Raw genomic sequence first — 18,310 nt, 5'->3', positions numbered from 1 at the left:
GACGACGACCTACTCGTGCAGCACGGGGACCCTGTCCGGCTCGAACTGCATCCTCACTGAGCCACCCACCGTCACCTACGACTGCGACGACGCGCCAACCGGCTACACCCTCTCAGGCCAGAACTGCGTCAAAGTCACCACCCGAGCCCCCACCCGGCCCACGATCTACACCTGCCCCGCCACCCACGCCCCCGTCGAACCGGCCGACCCCGCCGACCCGCCCACCTGCACAAAGACCGACACCATTGACGCCACCGTCACCACCACGCCACGCAGCTGCCGAAAAGTCCCCGCCGGCGAACCCCCCTACCAACTCTACGAAGACCACGTCGCCGGCACCGTCAAACACACCTGCCAGCGCACCACCACCAAGACCGCCCTCACCGTCACCACCCACAAATGCCCCAAGGGCTACACCCTCCACAAAACCGTCCACGACGACGAAACCGAACACACCTGCCGACTGAACCCACCCACCACACCGAACTAACGCAATGAGTATCGCCAAACCGCCGCCATGAACCCTCACACCCCCTCACACCCCAACGGCACCGCACACACAACCCCAGCCGACGCACCCAACCCCTCCCCCGAGCCCGCACACCGATGGCGTCGCGCCGCGGCACACCCCGCACGGATGACCCGTATTGGCTGGCTCGCCGCGGTTGGTTTGGCGCTGCTCGCATCGGCGTGCACCGATGTGCTGCTTGATGTTCCGGCGCTTCCGGCGGGGGTCGGCGAACCGGTCGAGCCGGTCCGGTATGCGTTCACGGCGATCTCCGCGGGCGGTTCGCATACGTGCGGGCTGCGCGGCGATGCCACCGTTGTGTGCTGGGGGCGGAACGATTCAGGTCAGGCCAGACCTCCGCAGGGGTCTTTCGTGGCGGTCTCCGCCGGCTACTCGCATTCCTGTGGCGTGCGCGGCGACGCCACCGTCGCGTGCTGGGGCCAGAACGAGTACGGCGAGGCCGACGCGCCCGCAGGCGGATTCACTGCGGTGTCCGCGGGTGTTTCCCATTCGTGCGGGCTGCGCGGCGACGCCACCGTCGCCTGCTGGGGCCAGAACGAGTCCGGCCAAACCGACGCGCCGGCGGGCGAATTCGCCGCGGTCTCGGCCGGCTACTCGCATTCCTGTGGCGTGCGCGGCGACGCCACCGTTGTGTGCTGGGGCCAGAACGAGTTGGGCCAGACCGACGCGCCGGCGGGCGAATTCGCCGCAGTGTCCGCGGGCAGCTATCTCTCGTGCGGGTTGGCCCGCGACGGCACCGTCGCGTGCTGGGGAGACCTGATCCGGCGAACCGACGCGTCGGACGGCGAGTTCGTCGCGGTCTCCGCCGGCGGGCGGTATGCGTGCGGGCTGCGCGGCGACGGCACCATCGCGTGCTGGGGCTACCCCGGCTACGGCCGCACCGACGCGCCGGCGGGCGAGTTCGTCGCGATCTCCACCGGCTGGGACTATGGCTGCGGTTTGCGTCCCGACGCCACCGTTGGATGCTGGGGACGGGACGACTACGGCCAACTGGACCTGCCGCCGCAGGGCCCGTTCGTCGCCATCGCCGCCGGCTTGAACTTCGCGTGCGGCCTGCGCCCCGACGCCACCGCTGGGTGTTGGGGCGATCGGCACGACGCTGACGGGATATACCTCGGCAATCTCAGCCCGCCGGAGGGCGAATTCGTCGCGGTCGCCGCCGGCAAGCTTCATGCGTGCGGTCTGCGCCCTGACGGTTCGATCTCGTGCTGGGGAAATCACGCCGACGGCGATACCGACGCGCCGGAGGGCTCCTTCGCCGCTGTGTCTCTCAGCAGGGGCGGCCGGGACAGTTCCTGCGGCCTGCGCCGAGACGGCACCGCGGCGTGCTGGGGCAACAACACCTTCGGCACACCCGATCCGCCGGAGGGCGCCTTCACGGCGATCTCCGCCGGCGGCGAGTACGCGTGCGGGCTGCGCCCCGATGCCGCCGTCGAGTGTTGGGGCTACAGCTTGCACTTCTACAACAACTCCCCGCCGCAGGGCGCCTTCACGGCGGTGGCCGTCGGCCGCGGGCATGCCTGCGGGCTGCGCACGAACGCCACCGTCGCCTGCTGGGGCGACAACGAGCACGGCCAGACCGACCCCCCCGCCGGCGCCTTCACGGCGATCACCGTCGCCGGCGTGCATGCGTGCGGGCTGCGCAGCAACGCCACCGTCGCCTGTTGGGGAGGGAACGAGCACGGCCAGACCGACGCGCCAACCGGCGCCTACATCGCCGTCGCCGCCGGCCGTTCGCATTCGTGCGCGCTGCGCAGCGACCGCACCGCCACCTGCTGGGGCGCCGTCGCCACCGACCTCCGAGGCGGCAGAGCCCCTCGGCCGCCCCCAACACGATCCGACATCGAACGTTCCGCCTAGCAGGACGGCAGGGAGCCGGGCACGCCCGATGAGCCCCAGTGCGCCAACTGCTGGGGGCCGGCGTCGATCGCCGCCGGTCCCGTCGCCACTGCGTGGACCCGGGCGAGACGGTTCGGCCACAGGGCGGCCGCCGGCCCGAACACCTCACCGGAGACCACCACGCGCACCCACCCCGGATCCGTCGGATCGGACGGGCGGGCAGCCGGATCGGCGGCGCACCAGTCGCTGCGCACCTCGGCGACGCCCGGCGTCCACCACCGCCAGCCGTCCTCCTCTGCCGCCACCCGGGCGACGGCGTCCCTCGCGCGGCGCGCCATCTGCCGCGCCGCCGGATGGGGCGCCTCGCCTGCATATCGCCTCGTCGTGCCGGGTTCGTGCAGGAAGTCGGCGTCCGCGGCCGCGCGCCACGCCGCCCGCAATCCGGCCGAGGCCGCCACCTCCGCCTCGGCGCGGGCGTTGCTAACGATGAATGCGTGGACGAGCAGGACCAGGATCGCCACGAGCAGCGTCGGCCAGATCACCAGGAACGCCAGCGAGTCGCCCCGGTCGTCGCGTCCGGCCGACCGGCCCGCGTTGCGGCAGACGACATGACGCACGGCACCAGAGTATCGGATATAGACAGGACTATCGTAATCTCGCTACACCTGGGCGCTCGGCCAAGCCGGCTTGGGTCGGGGCCTCATCCGGCCGGGCCGACGGACCAGAGGAGGTACGCGACCACGCCCGCGGCGCCGGCCGCCAGGCCGGGCGCCCAGCGGACCCGCGCCTGTTTGCCGTCGCGCAGGACGCCTCGCAGCGCGGCGGGCCATGCCGCCACCGCCCCGGCGCCCAACGCCCACCATGGCCACTCGGGGCCCCACCAACCCGCCAGCACGCTGTTGGCGACGATGAGTCGCACGTCGCCGAACCCGAGCCTGCCGGGCGCCAGCCGGTAGCACACCTCGAGCACCAGGCCGACGATCGCCGCGGCGGCGACGGCCCAGCCGAAACGGCCAGGATCCCCGCCGACGCCCGCCGCGGCGCCCAGCAGAGCCGCCGTGCCGGTGCCCGCGCTCCAGACGGCGCGCCGCTGGATGATGCCGTGACGCAAATCGGTCACCGAGGCGTGAACGCCCAGGGCCGCCCACACAGCCACCGCTGCCCAGACGAGGGACTCGGCCACTCCTCTGCCTCCCGTAGCAGCGGCACCCCGTGTTGTAGCCGGGTGTGTCACTGGGCCGCGTCGGCGCGCAGGTCGGTGATCCAGACGAGGTCGTCGAACTCGATGGCGGGCGGCGGGCTGTTCGGTTCCGGGGGCGGGCCCCAGTAGTCGGGCCATCCGGGCGGCAGGAACATTCTGGTCCGGTCGGTGAGGTAGTGGTGGTAGGCGCACTCCGGGCTGGGCGCGGGTTCGCCGAAGGTGATCGGCGCGCAGGCGAAGGGGTTCGCGGGCGAGCGCTCGATGCGCACGCGTACCTGGTAGTAGCCGGGTATCGGCGGGGCCCAGGCGTCGCACTGGCGGGCGTCACGGCACGCCGGGGCCCCTGCCAGAGCCTTCTCCCAGGCGGCGCCCAGGCGCGGATCGTAGATGTCGTCGGAGGGATCGTCGCGCAGCCAGACCTGCGGCAGGGACGCCGACCCGGGCACCGGCGCGTCGGCGGGACAGTCGGCGTCGCGCCGGTGCCAGGCGAGGGGCCCCGTCGGGGGGTCCGCCGGCGGCGGAAGGGAGGCGGAGCCGAGACCGAAGCCGCACAGGCCGTGCGTCGGATCGCCCCAGTTCGCCGCTCCGGGATAGGTGCCCCAGGCTCCCACGATCCGTGTCGTCGTCCCCGCCGCCAGGCAGGATCGCTCCTGCGCGGACGGGTCCTCGAGAAGCCGGTGATCGACCGGGCGTAGGGGGCCGCCGCCTTCGCCGGCCGCGTCGTGGTCGTCCTGATACTCGGACCGGACGAGTCCCTGCCAGAGCGGCTCGCGGTTCCACTCGTTCCCGAACAGGATGTCGTACTCGGCGAAGACCCTGGCGTCGCGGTCGCCGGCGAAGTCGAACAGCGGGTCGGGACTGACGGTCGGGTAGGCGACGTGCCAGACGCCCGCCGGGTCGGCGTAGTCGTGGATGAAATCGTCGAGCGTGGCCGGCGCCGGCGGGGGAGGCGGGAAGGGCGCGACAGCCGACGGGTTGAGCGCCGCGTAGTGCCGCTCGTGATTGGCGGCGAAATTGGAGGGGTCCGCGAACTCCTCGTAGATCTGTCGGGCTGCGGCGACCCACACGGCGCCGAGCGTGGGGTCCCGGTCGGGGAACGCGGCGGGATTGAGCAGGGTCGCCTCGTATTCGCGTTCGGCGATCAGCGGGATGAGATCGTCGCGGTTGAGGACCGCGAGGGTGACAGGATCGACGGCGCGGGCGGTCAGGGCGGGCCATGCGGCCACGTTGTCGCCGTCGGCGTCGAGGCCGTCGTAGTAGCGGCCGAAGCGGGCGACGCGCGCCGCCGGCACTGCTGTCGTCGCCGGGTCGTCGATCCACCGCGCGGCGTCGCCCTCGAGGTCGCCGAGGGCGCTGTCCAGGAAGCGGCCCGGGAAGCACCAGAACAGCGGGTCCGCAGCACCCGGGGCGAATTTGGCGGGGCCGGGCCGGTACGTCCAGGGCGGGGCGCCCCGAGGCGGCGCGGCGGGCGTGTCGACCGCCGCCGGTGGGACGAATGCGAAGTCCTGCAGGTCGAACGTGAGCGGCGTGACGTCCGCCACCTCGATGGACACCTCGGCGGGAGCCGGGCAATTGGTCGTCGCCACGTACGCGCTCGACGGCACGCCCCTCATCCAACGCCGCAAGTTCAGGTTCGGGGCGTCGCGGTAGGTGGCCCTGGCGCACGTCGAGGAGTCGCAGCGCTGCTGCCAGTGCGCCAGGCAGTAGCTGATCACCGGCGTGACGACGCCGCCGGACCGGGGCCCGACGCCCGCCTGGCCGGTCGGGTCGCCCCACAGGGCGACGTGCAGGCTCTTGCCGACCGCCTCCACGTCCACGCCGATCGAGCCGGCCGCACCGGCCTGCCAACGCGTGACGGCCGGGTTCTTGGGGACGATCTGGTCGCAGTACAGGGGCAGGCACGGCGTCCGGCCCAGCGCCGCTCCCGCCGCGTCGTAGAACACGACCTCGTCCCGGCCCGTCGCGACGTTCTCGCTGCCGACCATGACCGGCAATCGCAGGTCGAAACTCCACGAGTCGAGATTCGCGAGGCAGCAGTAGGCGCCGACGGCGCCCGCGTCGCTCCAGAGTGCGCCGGAACCGCGCTCTCGCGCCCGCAGCACGGCGATCTGCTGCGACCAGTCCAACTCGAGGCGGTACTCGTCGTCGACCCCCACGACGCGGGCGTCGGCCCAGCCCGGCGGCTCGACGACGATGTCGATCATCGCCCACCGCCGGCACGGAGCGGGGAGACTCGTCATGCAGTACTCGGCCCGGGCGACACCGAGCGTCCTGCCCGTCACAGCGACGACCCCACGCGGCGCGGCGCCGTGTGCGGACATGCTCGTGATGGCTCCCTGCTTGGGGGCGACCTCGGCGTAGGCACCACCTTCGAGCATGGTCAGGCCGTCGAGGGCGTACACGCCGCCGCACAGGGTGATCACGTGCCGGTGGCCGAGAACGTGATCCCCGGCACCGTTTGCGTACTCGGCCGCTGCCCCGCAGGTACCGCCCGCGGAGACGTGCAACGACCGGTCACGACACTGCTGCAAGGTGACCACAACTCCCGCCTCCTGGCTGGGGCACACCCCGAAGCCCGCGGCGTCGTTGGCGCGCATGTGCAGGTCGACGGTGGCGCCGGGCGCCACGCGCACGAAGTCGTCCACGGGGGTGAACGCCCGAGTGGCCGAGTCCCAGAAATAGTCGTAGAGCCCCGGATTGTCCGGATCTACCGGCACACCGAGCGGCCGGACCGAGCCGGCGGGCCGCGGCGGCTGCGCGTCAACGGACCCGACGACCGCGACGACCGGCGCCAACAGCGCGACCACCAACAACAATGCTGTCCCCACCCGCCGCCGAGCCCCCCGCGCGGCGCGGACCGAGCCCACCTCGCCGCCCCGCCGTTGTCGATGTCGGTCCACCGCGCGCGGCGCAATTCGGGGAGGTTCGTGGATCGTCACAGGACGGCTGGGCGGCTGGAGCGCGTGATGCGCCCGGCGTGGTCGTCGCCGGTGTCGGTCGGGCCCGTAGGCACAGACGGGGCAGGCAGCCATCTCACAGGAATACTGTATTTTAGCAACTAAATATAGTTTTTCTGCTCAGAGTGTGCTAGACATGCTGTGCCGGCCGAGGGCCGGCGTCTCTCCCAGGCAGCGGCGCGGAGGAGCGGGTCATGGGCAGCGTTGGCGTGCAGCGTCGGTGGGCTTTGGTGTCGTGGGTGGTGTCGGCGGCGCTGTTGGCCGGCGCCGTGGGGGGCGCGGTGGTTCCCGCCGAGCATGTGATCGCGCAGGTGGCGGCGCCTGCGGCGACCGGGAGCGTGCCGGGTGTGGAGTTGTCCGTGGGTGGCGCGGCGCGCACCATCGCTGCGGCGGACTATTTCACCGGGGCCGTCGCCTCCTACCGCGCCAGCAGCGCGGACGCGGCGGTGGTGTCGGTGTCGGCGTCGGGTTCGGCGGTCACCGTCACGCCCGTCGGCGCGGGGTCCACCACCGTGACGGTCACCGCCGCGAACACCGCGGGCAGCGCCGCGCAGGCTTTCGCCGTGAAGGTGCTGCCGGCGGGCTGCGTGGTGGCGCTGGGGACCCTGGCGGCGGGGTCGGTCGTGGCCAAGTCCGGGTCGTGGGCGCGCGGCGGGGGGTGCCGGTCGGCGCACCGCGCGGGCGCCCTGTCGGCGCGCTACGCGGCGCGGTACTATTCGTTCACGGTCGCCGAGCCGCTGGAGGCGTGGTTCCGGTTGTCGAGTCCCCAGAGCAGGCGCCTGTACCTCCTGGAGGGCGCCGGCACGGGGGGGCGCGTCCTGGACTCGGCGGGCACCCCCCGGGCGGCGTCGGCGTCGCTGTGGGAGGCCTTGCAGCCCGGCGACTACACCCTGGAGGCGACGACGTACCACCCGGGCAGGGAGGGGGGCTTCAGCGTGAGCATCGACTCGATGGCGCTGTCGCCCCCGGCGGCGTGCACGGCCTCGCTGGGCGCCCTCGCCGCGGGGTCGGTCGCGACTGAGAACGGCTCGTGGGACCGCGGCGACGGGTGCCGGTCGGTGCACCTAGCGAGCAGCCCGGCCGTGCGCCACTACGCGCGGTACTACACCTTCACGGTGACCGAGGCGCTGGAGGCGCGGTTCGCGCTGTCCGCCGCCCAGGGCAAGTACCTGCACCTCCTCGAAGGCACCGGAACCGGGGGGCGCGTCATCGCCCGGCGGGGCAACCCCGGCGCCGCCGCGGCGTCGGGGTGGGCGACATTGCAGCCCGGCGCCTACACGATCGCGGCCACGACGCACCGCCCGGGCCGGGAGGGGGACTTCAGCGTGAGCATCGACTCGATGGCCCTCACCCCCCCGGCGGCGTGCGTCACCCCCCTCGGCGCCGTCGCGGCCGGGTCGGCCGCCGCCCGCAGCGGCTCATGGGCGCGCGGCGACGGCTGCCGGTCCCTGCGCGCCACGACGAGCCGCGCGGTCCGCTACTACGCCGACTACGCCACCTTCACAGTGCCCGAGGCGGGCGAGGCGCGCATCGCCCTCACCAGCGCCTCCCCGGCGCGCCTGTACCTGCTGGGCGGCGCCGGGACCGGCGGGCGCCTGCTCGCCTCGGTGGGCCACGACCGCGCCGCGTCGAACCCCACGATCCGGCAGGTCCTGCAGCCCGGCGCCTACACCGTCGAGACCGCCGCCCGCTCGCCCCGGGTCCAAGCCGACTACACCCTCAGCGTCTCCCTCGCGCTCGCGGCGCCGACAAGGGGCGCCGCGCCCGCCGCGCAGCGGATCCCCGCACGCGCCGCCGCCGCGCAAATCGACGTCTCCGCGGCGTTCAACGGCACCGTCGACACCTACACCGCCGCAAGCAGCGACACCGCGGTGCTGACCGCGACTGTCAGCGGTTCGGTCGTGACGCTCAACGGCGTCGCCGCCGGCACCGCCACAGTCACCGTCACCGCGACCAACGCCGCCGGCAGCGCGACGCAGTCCTTCGCGGTGACCGTCAACGCCGCCGCGCCCCAAGCCGCCGGCGCCCTCCCCGCGCAGACCCTCACCGCCGGCGGCACCGCCAGCGTGGACGTGGCCGGCGCATTCAACGGCGCCGTCGACACCTACAGCGCTGCTTCGAGCGACACCGCCGCAGTGACCGCGACCGTCAGCGGATCGGTCCTCACCCTCACCGGCGTCGCCCAGGGCCGGGCGATAGTGACCGTCACCGCCGCCAACACCGTCGGCAGCGCCAGCCAGACCATCGCCGTCACCGTCAACCCACCCGCGCCCCGAGCGACCGGCGCGCTCGCCGCGCGGACCCTCACCGCTGGCGACAGCGCCACCGTCGACGCGGCGGGCGCCTTCACCGACACCGTCGACTCCTATGCGGTCACCTCCAGCAACGGCGCGGTCCTGGACGTCGCCCTGGCGGGTTCGGTGATCACGCTCACCGGCGTCGCCGCCGGCACCGCCACGGTCATCGTTGTCGCCGCCAACGCCGGAGGCAGCGCTACCCAGACCATCGCCGTGACCGTGACCCTGCCGCCCGCGCCGACACTCGCCGCCCCGCTCGCCGCACAGACCCTCCAAGTCACCGAGACCCGCGCCGTGGTCGTCGCCGCCGGCTTCAACGGGCGCATCGACACCTACACCGCCGCCTCCGGCGACACCGACAAGCTCACCGCCACCGTCGACGGTGCAGCACTCTCCCTCCGCGGCGTCGCGGTCGGATCCACGACGGTCACCGTGACCGCCGTCAACGCCGCCGGGCGCGCCGCCCGGTCCTTCAACGTCACGATCAGCGCCCTCACCGCGCCCCGAAGAGCCAGCACGCCCGCTGCGCGCACCATCGCCGTCGGCGAAGAGCTCCCCCTCCACATCGCCGACGCCTTCACCGGAATCGTCGCTGCCTACACCGCCACCAGCAGCGACACCACCAGACTCACCGCCACCGCTGACGGCTCGACAGTCACCCTCACAGGCGTCGCCGCCGGCGCCGCCACGGTCACCCTGGTCGCCGCCAACGCGGCCGGGCGCGCCGCCGCCACCCTCCCCGTCACCGTCAAGGCCCCTGAGAAACTCACCGTCGCCGTCAACGCGCCCTCCCACTGCCTCGGCTCCGAAGGCACACTCACTCCCACTGGCGGCCGACGGGGCGTCGGCCACATCGACGTCACCTACCACGTCACCGGCGGCGCGCCCCCCTATGTCATCACCAGCCCCGACGCCCCCGACGCCGCCCGCACCGGACCCACCGGCACCCTCAGGACCCCCTGCGCCCAACGCGGCACCGACCTCGCCACCGCCGGACCCGACGTCAACGTCGTCGAAGCCGGTCCCCGCACCCTCACCATCACCGCCACCGACAACACCGGCGCCACCGCCACCACGAACATCCGAATCGAAGTAGCCGAGGACGCCTACACCACGGAATACAACGGCGGCCAAATGCACCCCGGAAAAACCTACGTCCTCGGCACCAAAGACGACTGGGTCCTCATGACCCTTCCCGCTGGCCTCACCCTGCAATTCACCGGCCTCAGCTCAAGCAACACGGCGCACTTCACCGAACCGACAACCGGTGCCGAACTCGTCCTTGACTGGATCACCGGTCAAGAAATCCGCCGAAACATCCCCACCAGCACCCCCAGAAGCACCAACGCCAACACCCGCATAGCCGACGCAACCGGAACAAACACACTTTTCAACCAACTCACCATCGGCAATCCAAATCTCAACTATGGTGCCAGCCAAAAACACTGGCGACCCTATAGTGGCCTTCCTAAGGAAGCGATTGTCGCCGTCCACCCCAACATGGTCTACGGCCAGCCAATCTCGGTATGCAATCGACAAGATAGCACAAAATTCAAGAATGACATCAAGAACGGCATCAACGCTTGGAACCTCATAATTCGAACGGAGCGCCCGGGCTTCGCGCGAGATCTCTTCAAGTGGGAGGAGTCCTGCCCGACAGGCGAGAAACTAGTCCTTGAGGTGCTATACGTTAGTGACGGCACTATCAGCCGCTACTGCACTGCTCCCTCTGAATCAACTGCGGCATGCGCGACATCGTTAATCCGAGGCGATAATCCTCCTACTATTGTTGGCGGCAAGATCTACATCTCGTGGAGTTACACGTCTATGGCTGGCAACAATAACGAGGGTCCGAATGGGGTAACACTGACAGCAGCAATAAAGCGGCGAGTCATGATAGAAGAGCTGGGGCACGCCTTGGGCTTAGGAGATTACTATGCTACAAATGAAGAGAGCTGCAATAACAGCGATCACTACAAGTCTGTGATGGCATTCGATACTTGCAGGGCTTATGATATTCAAACGCGGGATCTAAAGGACCTGCATGCGCTCTATCATCCCGGTGGGCGCTTGTGGATGACGTTCGTCAGGCATGGCTCGAACGGGTGGAGGTTATATTCGGGCGCTCCGCCGGGGGATACGGGTGAAGGAGGCGACGGAATAAGGTATGTGAGCAATGCGGAGCGCTATGTGGTGTTCCGCCATAGGATGGGCTCGACCGATCCGTGGGAGTATCGGGGCTGGTTCAGCCGGGACTTCGTGGGAGAATGGCTTGTCCCCGGTGAAGTAACCGTACAAGACGACGACGGGCAGGACGTGCTTGTGCAGAAACTATCGATCGGCGCTACGCTCGCTGGTATCACGGGCCACGAGTTCGCAGTATTCGGTATCACCCGCGGCGATATTGAGCAGATATCGCGGCGCGGAGCGCAAAAAAATGCGACATGGCAGTTTGACTTCGACGACGATCTATGGTCATTGGGCACGCCAGCGCTTGTGTACGGTCCACCCTCCAAGCCGCTGAACGTGAGCGCGACGGTGGAGGGTCAGAACGTCGTGCTGTCGTGGAGTTCGGTGCCCGGCGCGACAGATTACTACGTCCATGTTTATCGCTTTCGCGCGGCGACGCCGTTCAGGACCGATCGGGTCGACGCCGATCCGAGCAGTTGCTCGGTGCGAGCCACGATTCCGGGCCTGCCAGCGCGGTTGACTCATCGTTTCCGCGTCCAAGCGGCGCGCGCGGGTGTGCGGATGCGCAGTGAACTGTCCGAGCAGGTGACCGCGAGGTTCCAGACGCCGGGCGGCAATACGCGGAGGGCGGAGGAGAGTGTTCCAACTCCTAGTCGGAGCTTTGGTGGAGCTGGTTCGTGCACGGTTCCTGTGGCGGTGGATCCGATCGTCGAGGTGTCGGGGGTGTGTCCGGAGGATGGGCATCCCTGGGCGTTGCGGTCTGTCGGTGCGGGGTTCGTGTGTGATCGCCCGGATTCGGTGCCGGTGACGCCGGGGGAGCGGGTTGCGGGCTGCCCGAGCGGGAAGCCCCCCTATGCGGTGGTGCATGTTGGCGGTGTGGAGAAGTGCCGGCGGACGCTGGTCACGGCGCCGACGGCGAGCCTTGGGGACCCGGAGTGCGAGGAGGGATACACGCCGGTCGGTGGCGGGGCGTCCTGCTCGAAGACCGACTCGGTGCCGGCGTCGGCGACGCGTTCGTGTTCGGGGGACTACCGCTTGGCGAGGTTCTTCGTGCAGCCGGGCGTGGCGGGGTATCGGTGCGAGAAGTCGGCGCCGGCGACCGCGGAGACGACGAACTCGTGCCCGCAGGGGTATTCGCTGGTGAGGATCCCGTTGGGTGGCCAGTATTGCCGCAAGTCGGTCCCGGCGACGGCGACGGTGACGCGTTCGTGTTCGGGGGACTACCGCTTGGCGAGGTTCTTCGTGCAGCCGGGCGTGGCGGGGTATCGGTGCGAGAAGTCGGCGCCGGCGACCGCGGAGACGACCTATGAGTGCAGGTCGGGGTACCGGCTGGTGTCGAAACTGCTGGGCGGCGCGATCACCCGCTATTGCCGCAAGACCGTGGCGGCGACGGCGGCGTACTCCTGCCCGTCGGGCTACACCCTCGACGGCACTTCCTGTTACAGGTACGTCTACGCCAGCCTGACGGGCACGGCGTGCCCGGCGGGCTACACGATCGTCTACAACGGCCTTTTCCATCTGTGCCGCAAGAAACTCACCGCCGCCGCCACGGTCACCTATTCGTGCAGCGCGGGGACCCTGTCGGGCACGGACTGCGTCCTGACGGCCACGCCGAAGACCACGACGACCTATTCGTGCAGCGCGGGGACCCTGTCGGGCACGGACTGCGTCCTGACGGCCACGCCGAAGACCACGACGACCTATTCGTGCAGCGCGGGGACCCTGTCGGGCACGGACTGCGTCCTGACGGCCACGCCGAAGACCACGACGACCTATTCGTGCAGCGCGGGGACCCTGTCGGGCACGGACTGCGTCCTGACGGCCACGCCGAAGACCACGACGACCTATTCGTGCAGCGCGGGGACCCTGTCGGGCACGGACTGCGTCCTGACGGCCACGCCGAAGACCACGACGACCTATTCGTGCAGCGCGGGGACCCTGTCGGGCACGGACTGCGTCCTGACCGCCGCGCCCACCGTCAGCTACGACTGCGACGACGCGCCCCCAGGCTACACCCTCTCAGGCCAGAGCTGCGTCAAAGTCACCACCCGAGCCCCCATCCGGCCCACGATCTACGCCTGCCCCGCCGCCCACGCCCGCGTCGAGCCGGCCGACCCCGCCGACCCGCCCACCTGCACAAAGACCGACACCATCGCCGCCACCGTAACCACCACACCGGCCAGCTGCCGAAAGGTCCCCGCCGGCGAACCTCCCTACCGACTCTACGAGGACCACGTCGCCGGCACCGTCAAACACACCTGCGAGCGCACCATCACCAAGACCGCCCTCACCATCACCACCCACGAATGCCCCAAGGGCTACACCCTCCACAAGACCGTCCACGACGACGAAACCGCACATACCTGCCGACTGAACCCGCCCACCACACCGAACCCCTGACACCACGCCAGCCACCCCCAAGCGTCCCACATGAACCCCCACACCCCCCCACCCCTCATCCCCGCCACACACACAATCCCAGCCGACGCACCTGTCAACCCCGAACCCCCCAAGTCCACACACCACACACCCACCAAACGCCTCGACCGGCTCGCCTTGGGCTTCGTTGGCCTGGCCCTGCTCGCGGCGACCTGCGCCAACACGAGCCCGCCCGACACGACCGCCCCGCAGACGGTGCGGGAACTCCCGGAGAACGAACCGGCACCGGAGCCGTTGGAACCCGTGCCCGAGTTGGTGGTACCGCTTGAGGTTCCGCCGCTGCCGACGGATGTCGGGGCCCCGGTCGTGTATGCGTTCACGGCGGTCTCCGCCGGCGATTATCATTCGTGCGGGCTGCGCGGCGACGCCACTGTGACGTGTTGGGGGCGGAACGACCACGGCGGGGCCAGGCCCCCGCGAGGCTCCTTCACCGCGGTGTCCGCCGGCGGGTTGCATTCGTGCGGGCTGCGCGGCGACGCCAGCGTCGCGTGCTGGGGCTGGAACGACTTCGGCCAGGCCGACGCGCCGTCGGGAGCGTTCGCCGCGGTGTCCGCGGGCGGCACTCATTCGTGTGGGCTGCGCCCCGACTCCAGCGTCGTGTGCTGGGGATGGAACAAGCACGGCGAGACCGACGCGCCGACAGGCGAGTTCACCGCTGTGTCCGCCGGCGACGGTCATTCGTGCGCGCTGCGCTCCGACGCCACCATCGCGTGCTGGGGAAAGAACGAGTACGGCCGCCAAGTCTACGCGCCGGCGGGCGAGTTCACGTCAGTGAGCGCCGGATGGGACCGTTCGTGCGGGGTGCGCCCCGACGGCGCCATCGCCTGCTGGGGATGGGCCAGAACGGTCGTCCCCACCTACGCCCCGGAGGGCGAGTTCGCCACGGTCTCTGTCGGGCGGGACCATTCGTGCGGGCTGCGCCCCGACGCCACCGTTGTGTGCTGGGGATTGAACGAGTGGGGCGGCGTCGACGCGCCGGCGGGCGAGTTCACCGCCGTCTCTGCCGGCGGCGGTCATTCGTGCGGGCTGCGCCCCGACGGCGCCATCGCCTGCTGGGGGGGGATCCTCTACGGCCAGTCGGACGCGCCGGGCGGCGGCCCGTTCGTGGATATCTCCGCCGGCTTGAGTTATGCGTGCGGGTTGCGCCCCGACGCCGCGATCGGCTGCTGGGGAGGGCACCACATTCCGAATGGCGTCTACTCCGGCAACACCAGCCCGCCGGCGGGCTCGTTCGTGGCGGTCTCCGTCGGCAGCTTTCATGGGTGCGCGCTGCGCCCCGACGGCGCCATCGCTTGCTGGGGAGGGCTCCCCTACGACGAGTTGGACCCGCCGGCGGGCGAGTTCGTCGCCGTGTCTCTCGGCGGTTCGGGCGCGTGCGCGCTGCGCCGCGACGGCGCCGCGGCGTGCTGGGGCGAGAATCGTCTCGCCCGAACCGACCCGCCGGCGGGCGCCTTCACCGCGCTCGTCACCAGCAGCGGCCACGCCTGCGGGCTGCGCCCCGACGCCACCGTGGAGTGTTGGGGCCGCTGGTGGAACCACCCCTCGCCGGGCGGCACCTTCACGGCGGTGACCGCCGGTGTCGGGCATTCCTGCGGGATACGCACGAACGCCACCATCGCCTGCTGGGGAAGGAATATATACGGCGAGATCGACGACCCCGCCGGCACGTTCACGGCGATCTCCACCGCCGGCAGGCATTCCTGCGCGCTGCGCGCCGACGCCACCGTCGCCTGCTGGGGAAACAACGAGGACGGCCAGACCGACGCGCCCGCCGGCGCCTACATAGCCGTCGCCGCCGGCCTCTCCCACTCGTGCGCGCTGCGCAGCGACCGCACCGCCACCTGCTGGGGCGCCATCGCCACCGACCTCCAAGGCGACAACGACACGTGACCCCGCCGGACCCATCTGATCATGCTGCGGTGAAGACGTCGGTGTTTCGACCCGGATGAGGGCGCGGCGTGGGGGTCGCGCCGGCGAGTCTGGGTTGGTGGCGTTGGAGTGGCTGCTGGTTGTGGCGGCTCTGGCGGGCCTCGCAGCGCTGGCGGTGGTTCTGGTGCAGCACGTCGCCGACGACACCGCGGAGCAGATCAGCGCCTCACCGGCGCGGCGGACCGCGGCGGCGGTGGCGGCTCTGGAGGTCGAGCGGCAGGCGCGGGCGGCGACCCCGGCGAATCCGCGCACAGCGACGTGGGCGGACTGGGAGAGCTACTTCTCCGCGCGGTGCGCGCGGCTGGCGATCCTCTACGCCGATGTCGCCGTGGAGATGGACGCGGCATTCGCGTGGCCGACGGCGGCCGGCGGGGCCGATCCGATCAGCGGGGCGGGCCTCGTCTCGGCAACCGAAGCGGATCCCACAGCGTCCACGTCACAGGTCCGGTGCAACGTCGATGGACCCGGCGGCGCGGCCCCGCTCGCGGCGCCCCCGCTGCCGAGCATCGAGGACTTCCGCCTCGCCGCGCAAGCGATCGCCGACGCGGCGGCGACGTTGCGCCCGGGCGACACGTGGGCGATGTGGAAGGCGCATTTCGAGCCTCTGTGCAGCGACCTCGCCGCCGCTTACGCGCACCTCGGCATCAACGTCCTGTCACACTTCAACAAGCCGGCCGATCAGCCCGACCCGGGCGCCGCCGTCACACAGGATCTCCTCGACGCCGCTACCACCGCAGCGCCCGGGAGCGGCCGTCCCCAGATCAAGTGTGAAGCCGACCGATGAACCGCCGGCCACATCCGACGATGGCCTGCGGCGCGGTCAGGTGTAGTCGGCGTACTTCTCCAGGTAGCGGACGGAGCGGCTGAGGGCGTCCTTGCGGAACGGGTCGCCCAGCTCCTTGGTGCACATCACCTCCAGGACGGTGGTGCGCCCGGCGTTCATCTGGGCGTCGATCGCTGCCGTCAGAGCCGGCCCCACGTCCTCGAGGTGGCGGACCCGCACGCCGTCGGCGCCCCACTGGCGGTTGTGAACCTCCCCGGGTTTCATGCGGGCTGTTTGGTTTGGGTCGTGGCCTGGTGGCCTGGGTGGTGTTGACGGTAGTGGGGGTGCTCGGCGTCGGCTGGGGGGACGCGGCCGGTGTTGTGGTGGTGGATGCGCCGGCGGTTGAACCGGTCGACGCATTCCAAAGTCGCCGGTTCGAGGTCGTCGAGGCTCCGCCGGGGGCCGCGGTGGCGCACGAGTTCGGTCTTGTCGAGCCCGATGGTGGCCTCGGCGGGGGCGTTGTCGTAGCTGTCGCCCCGTGAGGGACCGAGGCGACGATGTCGTTGGCGGCGAGGCGTTCGGTGTAGCGGATCGACAGGTATTGACCGGATTCAGCCGGTCGTGGCAACAGTGTCTTGTTGGGCGCGGCGTAGGTGTTCGTTGAGGGCTTGGGGGGTGTCCCTGTCTTGTTGTCGAGCCTTTTCTAGGCGGGCAGGGGTTGGGGTGGCTGGTGGGGGGTTTGGGTTTTGAGCATGGCGAGGATGATGTTGCAGCGGCGTCGGGCGACGCAGACGACGGCGGCGTTGTGCCGTTGGTGCCTCCCCCCGTTGGCCGGTCACGTCGATTGGGAGGTAGCCGTGTCAAGGATGCGAGAGGCCAGTCGGTCGGGGCCGGTGTTGGAGCCGGGCCGGGCGCGGAGGTCGTTCCCGAAGGAGTTCAAGGCTGACGCGGTGGCGCTGGTGGTCGATGAGGGCCGCAGCATCGCGTCGGTGGCCCGGGCGTTGGGGATCGGGGAGTCGAATCTGGGCAACTGGGCGCGCCGGGCGCGGGTCGGCCGCGGCGAGCGTGAGGGGCTCGCCACCGGCGAGCGGGCCGAGCCGGCGCGGCTGCGCCGCGAGAACGCCCAGTTGCGCATGGAGCGTGATCTGCTCAAACGAGCGGCGGCGGCTGGGTGAAGGAGTCGGGACAGTGACCCGCTATCGGCGGGTCGCCGCCCGGGGGGCCGAAGGGTTCCCGACGGTGCTGTGCTGCGCCACAGCAGGTGCGAGCCGCCAGGCGTTCTATGACCGGCGCGCCGCCCAGGGGGCCGCGCCGACGGCCCGAGAGCGCGCCGAGGCGACCCTGGTCGCAGGAATCAGGGAGATCCGCGCCGCCTCCGACGGGGCCTACGGGTCGCCCCGTGTGGCCGCGGAGCTGGGAGACAGGGGCCGCCAAGTGAACGCCGAGCGCGCCAGCGGCTCATGAGAGCCCACCGGATCGCCGGGATCCGCCCCCGCCGCCCCGAGCGCGCCACCACACCGTCGCCGTCGGCGCCGAAGCCGCCGGACCTGCTCGGTCGCCGGTTCTCCCCCGGCGCCCCGGACCGGGCCCGGCGCTCGGACATCACCTACATACGCACCGGCGAGGGCTGGCTGTACCTGGCGGCCGTGTCAGACGTGGGCAGCCGCCGGCCGGTGGGCTACGCCATGGGAGACCGCATCGACACCCGCCTCGTCGCGGCCGCGCTCGACATGGCCGCCAACGCACGCGCAGGCCGCACCGCCGGCATCATCTTCCACTCCGACCACGGCAGCCAGACCTCGCCGGCAAGCTCCGCAACGCCGCCGCCGGCTGGGGTCTCGCCCAGTCCGCCGGCCGGGTCGGACCCTCAGCGGACAACGCCGCCGCCGAAGCGTTCTTCTCCAGCCTCAAGCGAGAACCCCTCAACCGGCGCCGCTACCCCGACCGCGCCGGCGCCCGCCGGTCGATCCTCGAATGGCTCGCCCGCTACAACACCCACCGGCGCCACACCAGCCTCGGATTCCCCACACCGGCACAATACGAACTCAACTACCGTCACACCGAGAGAACCAACCCCACCCTAACCACCTGACCGGCCAACAGGGGGAAGCGCCCACCCGGCTTGCCGCCAATCGGCGACGACCGCGACGTGGACGGCGTCCAGCA

10 protein-coding genes and 2 pseudogenes are annotated in these 18,310 nt (G+C 71.0%); 7 read left to right on the top strand and 5 right to left on the bottom strand.

What is annotated here, in order from left to right:
• Together OXG55_06095 and OXG55_06090 are read left to right on the top strand one after the other, a co-directional pair.
• The coding region (locus OXG55_06095; protein MCY4102816.1) for a hypothetical protein at window positions 1-490 on the top strand (490 nt) is incomplete at its 5' end.
• A 180-nt stretch (window positions 491-670) separates the two neighbouring features.
• Window positions 671-2,389 carry a hypothetical protein gene (locus tag OXG55_06090; protein ID MCY4102815.1) on the top strand — a complete coding sequence of 573 codons (1,719 nt, stop codon included), beginning with the start codon at window positions 671-673 and terminating at the stop codon, window positions 2,387-2,389.
• Here OXG55_06090 and OXG55_06085 read toward each other — a convergent pair.
• From OXG55_06085 to OXG55_06075, 3 genes are all read right to left on the bottom strand, one after another.
• Window positions 2,386-2,985 carry a hypothetical protein gene (locus OXG55_06085; protein MCY4102814.1) on the bottom strand — a complete coding sequence of 200 codons (600 nt, stop codon included), beginning with the start codon at window positions 2,983-2,985 and terminating at the stop codon, window positions 2,386-2,388. The two genes, OXG55_06090 and OXG55_06085, sit on opposite strands and share 4 nt — an antisense overlap.
• Window positions 2,986-3,068: 83 nt before the next feature.
• Window positions 3,069-3,551, bottom strand: coding sequence for a hypothetical protein (locus tag OXG55_06080; protein MCY4102813.1), 483 nt, complete (start codon window positions 3,549-3,551; stop codon window positions 3,069-3,071).
• Window positions 3,552-3,598: 47 nt separating this feature from the next.
• Window positions 3,599-6,376 (bottom strand): hypothetical protein, encoded by a 2,778-nt coding sequence (locus tag OXG55_06075; GenBank protein ID MCY4102812.1) that lies wholly within the window; start codon window positions 6,374-6,376, stop codon window positions 3,599-3,601.
• Between the two features lie 344 nt (window positions 6,377-6,720).
• Here OXG55_06075 and OXG55_06070 point away from each other — a divergent pair, with 344 nt between their 5' ends.
• The 3 genes from OXG55_06070 (at window position 6,721) to OXG55_06060 (ending at window position 16,165) form a co-directional block, all read left to right on the top strand.
• Entirely contained in the window at window positions 6,721-13,413 is a 6,693-nt protein-coding gene (locus OXG55_06070) for a hypothetical protein (protein ID MCY4102811.1), read from the top strand.
• A gap of 30 nt (window positions 13,414-13,443) precedes the next feature.
• Window positions 13,444-15,342 (top strand): hypothetical protein, encoded by a 1,899-nt coding sequence (locus tag OXG55_06065; GenBank protein MCY4102810.1) that lies wholly within the window; start codon window positions 13,444-13,446, stop codon window positions 15,340-15,342.
• 97 nt (window positions 15,343-15,439) lie between these two features.
• Window positions 15,440-16,165 (top strand): hypothetical protein, encoded by a 726-nt coding sequence (locus OXG55_06060; GenBank protein ID MCY4102809.1) that lies wholly within the window; start codon window positions 15,440-15,442, stop codon window positions 16,163-16,165.
• A 36-nt stretch (window positions 16,166-16,201) separates the two neighbouring features.
• On the opposite strand, the pseudogene OXG55_06055 reads toward OXG55_06060, so the two are convergent.
• Together OXG55_06055 and OXG55_06050 are read right to left on the bottom strand one after the other, a co-directional pair.
• Window positions 16,202-16,396 (bottom strand): annotated as a pseudogene (locus OXG55_06055) (sulfoacetaldehyde acetyltransferase).
• Window positions 16,397-16,425: 29 nt separating this feature from the next.
• A pseudogene (locus OXG55_06050) lies at window positions 16,426-16,751 on the bottom strand (hypothetical protein).
• Between the two features lie 259 nt (window positions 16,752-17,010).
• On the opposite strand from OXG55_06050, the gene OXG55_06045 reads away from it, so the two are divergent.
• Complete coding sequence (locus OXG55_06045; GenBank protein MCY4102808.1) at window positions 17,011-17,319, top strand: transposase; 309 nt, start codon at window positions 17,011-17,013, stop codon at window positions 17,317-17,319.
• 13 nt (window positions 17,320-17,332) lie between these two features.
• The gene (locus OXG55_06040; GenBank protein ID MCY4102807.1) at window positions 17,333-17,608 is read left to right on the top strand and encodes a hypothetical protein; all 276 of its coding nucleotides are present in this window, start codon (window positions 17,333-17,335) and stop codon (window positions 17,606-17,608) included.
• Window positions 17,609-18,310: the final 702 nt, after the last annotated feature.

This window comes from bacterium, assembly GCA_026708055.1.
Taxonomy (GTDB): domain Bacteria; phylum Actinomycetota; class Acidimicrobiia; order Acidimicrobiales; family CATQHL01; genus VXNF01.
This window is presented reverse-complemented; position numbering and strand designations above follow the sequence as displayed.

What these genes read in the sequence shown, in the direction of transcription:
- OXG55_06070 (MCY4102811.1), top strand. Translation starts at nt 6,721, where the DNA reads ATGGGCAGCGTTGGCGTGCAGCGTCGGTGGGCTTTGGTGTCGTGGGTG.
- OXG55_06065 (MCY4102810.1), top strand. Translation starts at nt 13,444, where the DNA reads ATGAACCCCCACACCCCCCCACCCCTCATCCCCGCCACACACACAATC.
- OXG55_06045 (MCY4102808.1), top strand. Translation starts at nt 17,011, where the DNA reads ATGCGAGAGGCCAGTCGGTCGGGGCCGGTGTTGGAGCCGGGCCGGGCG.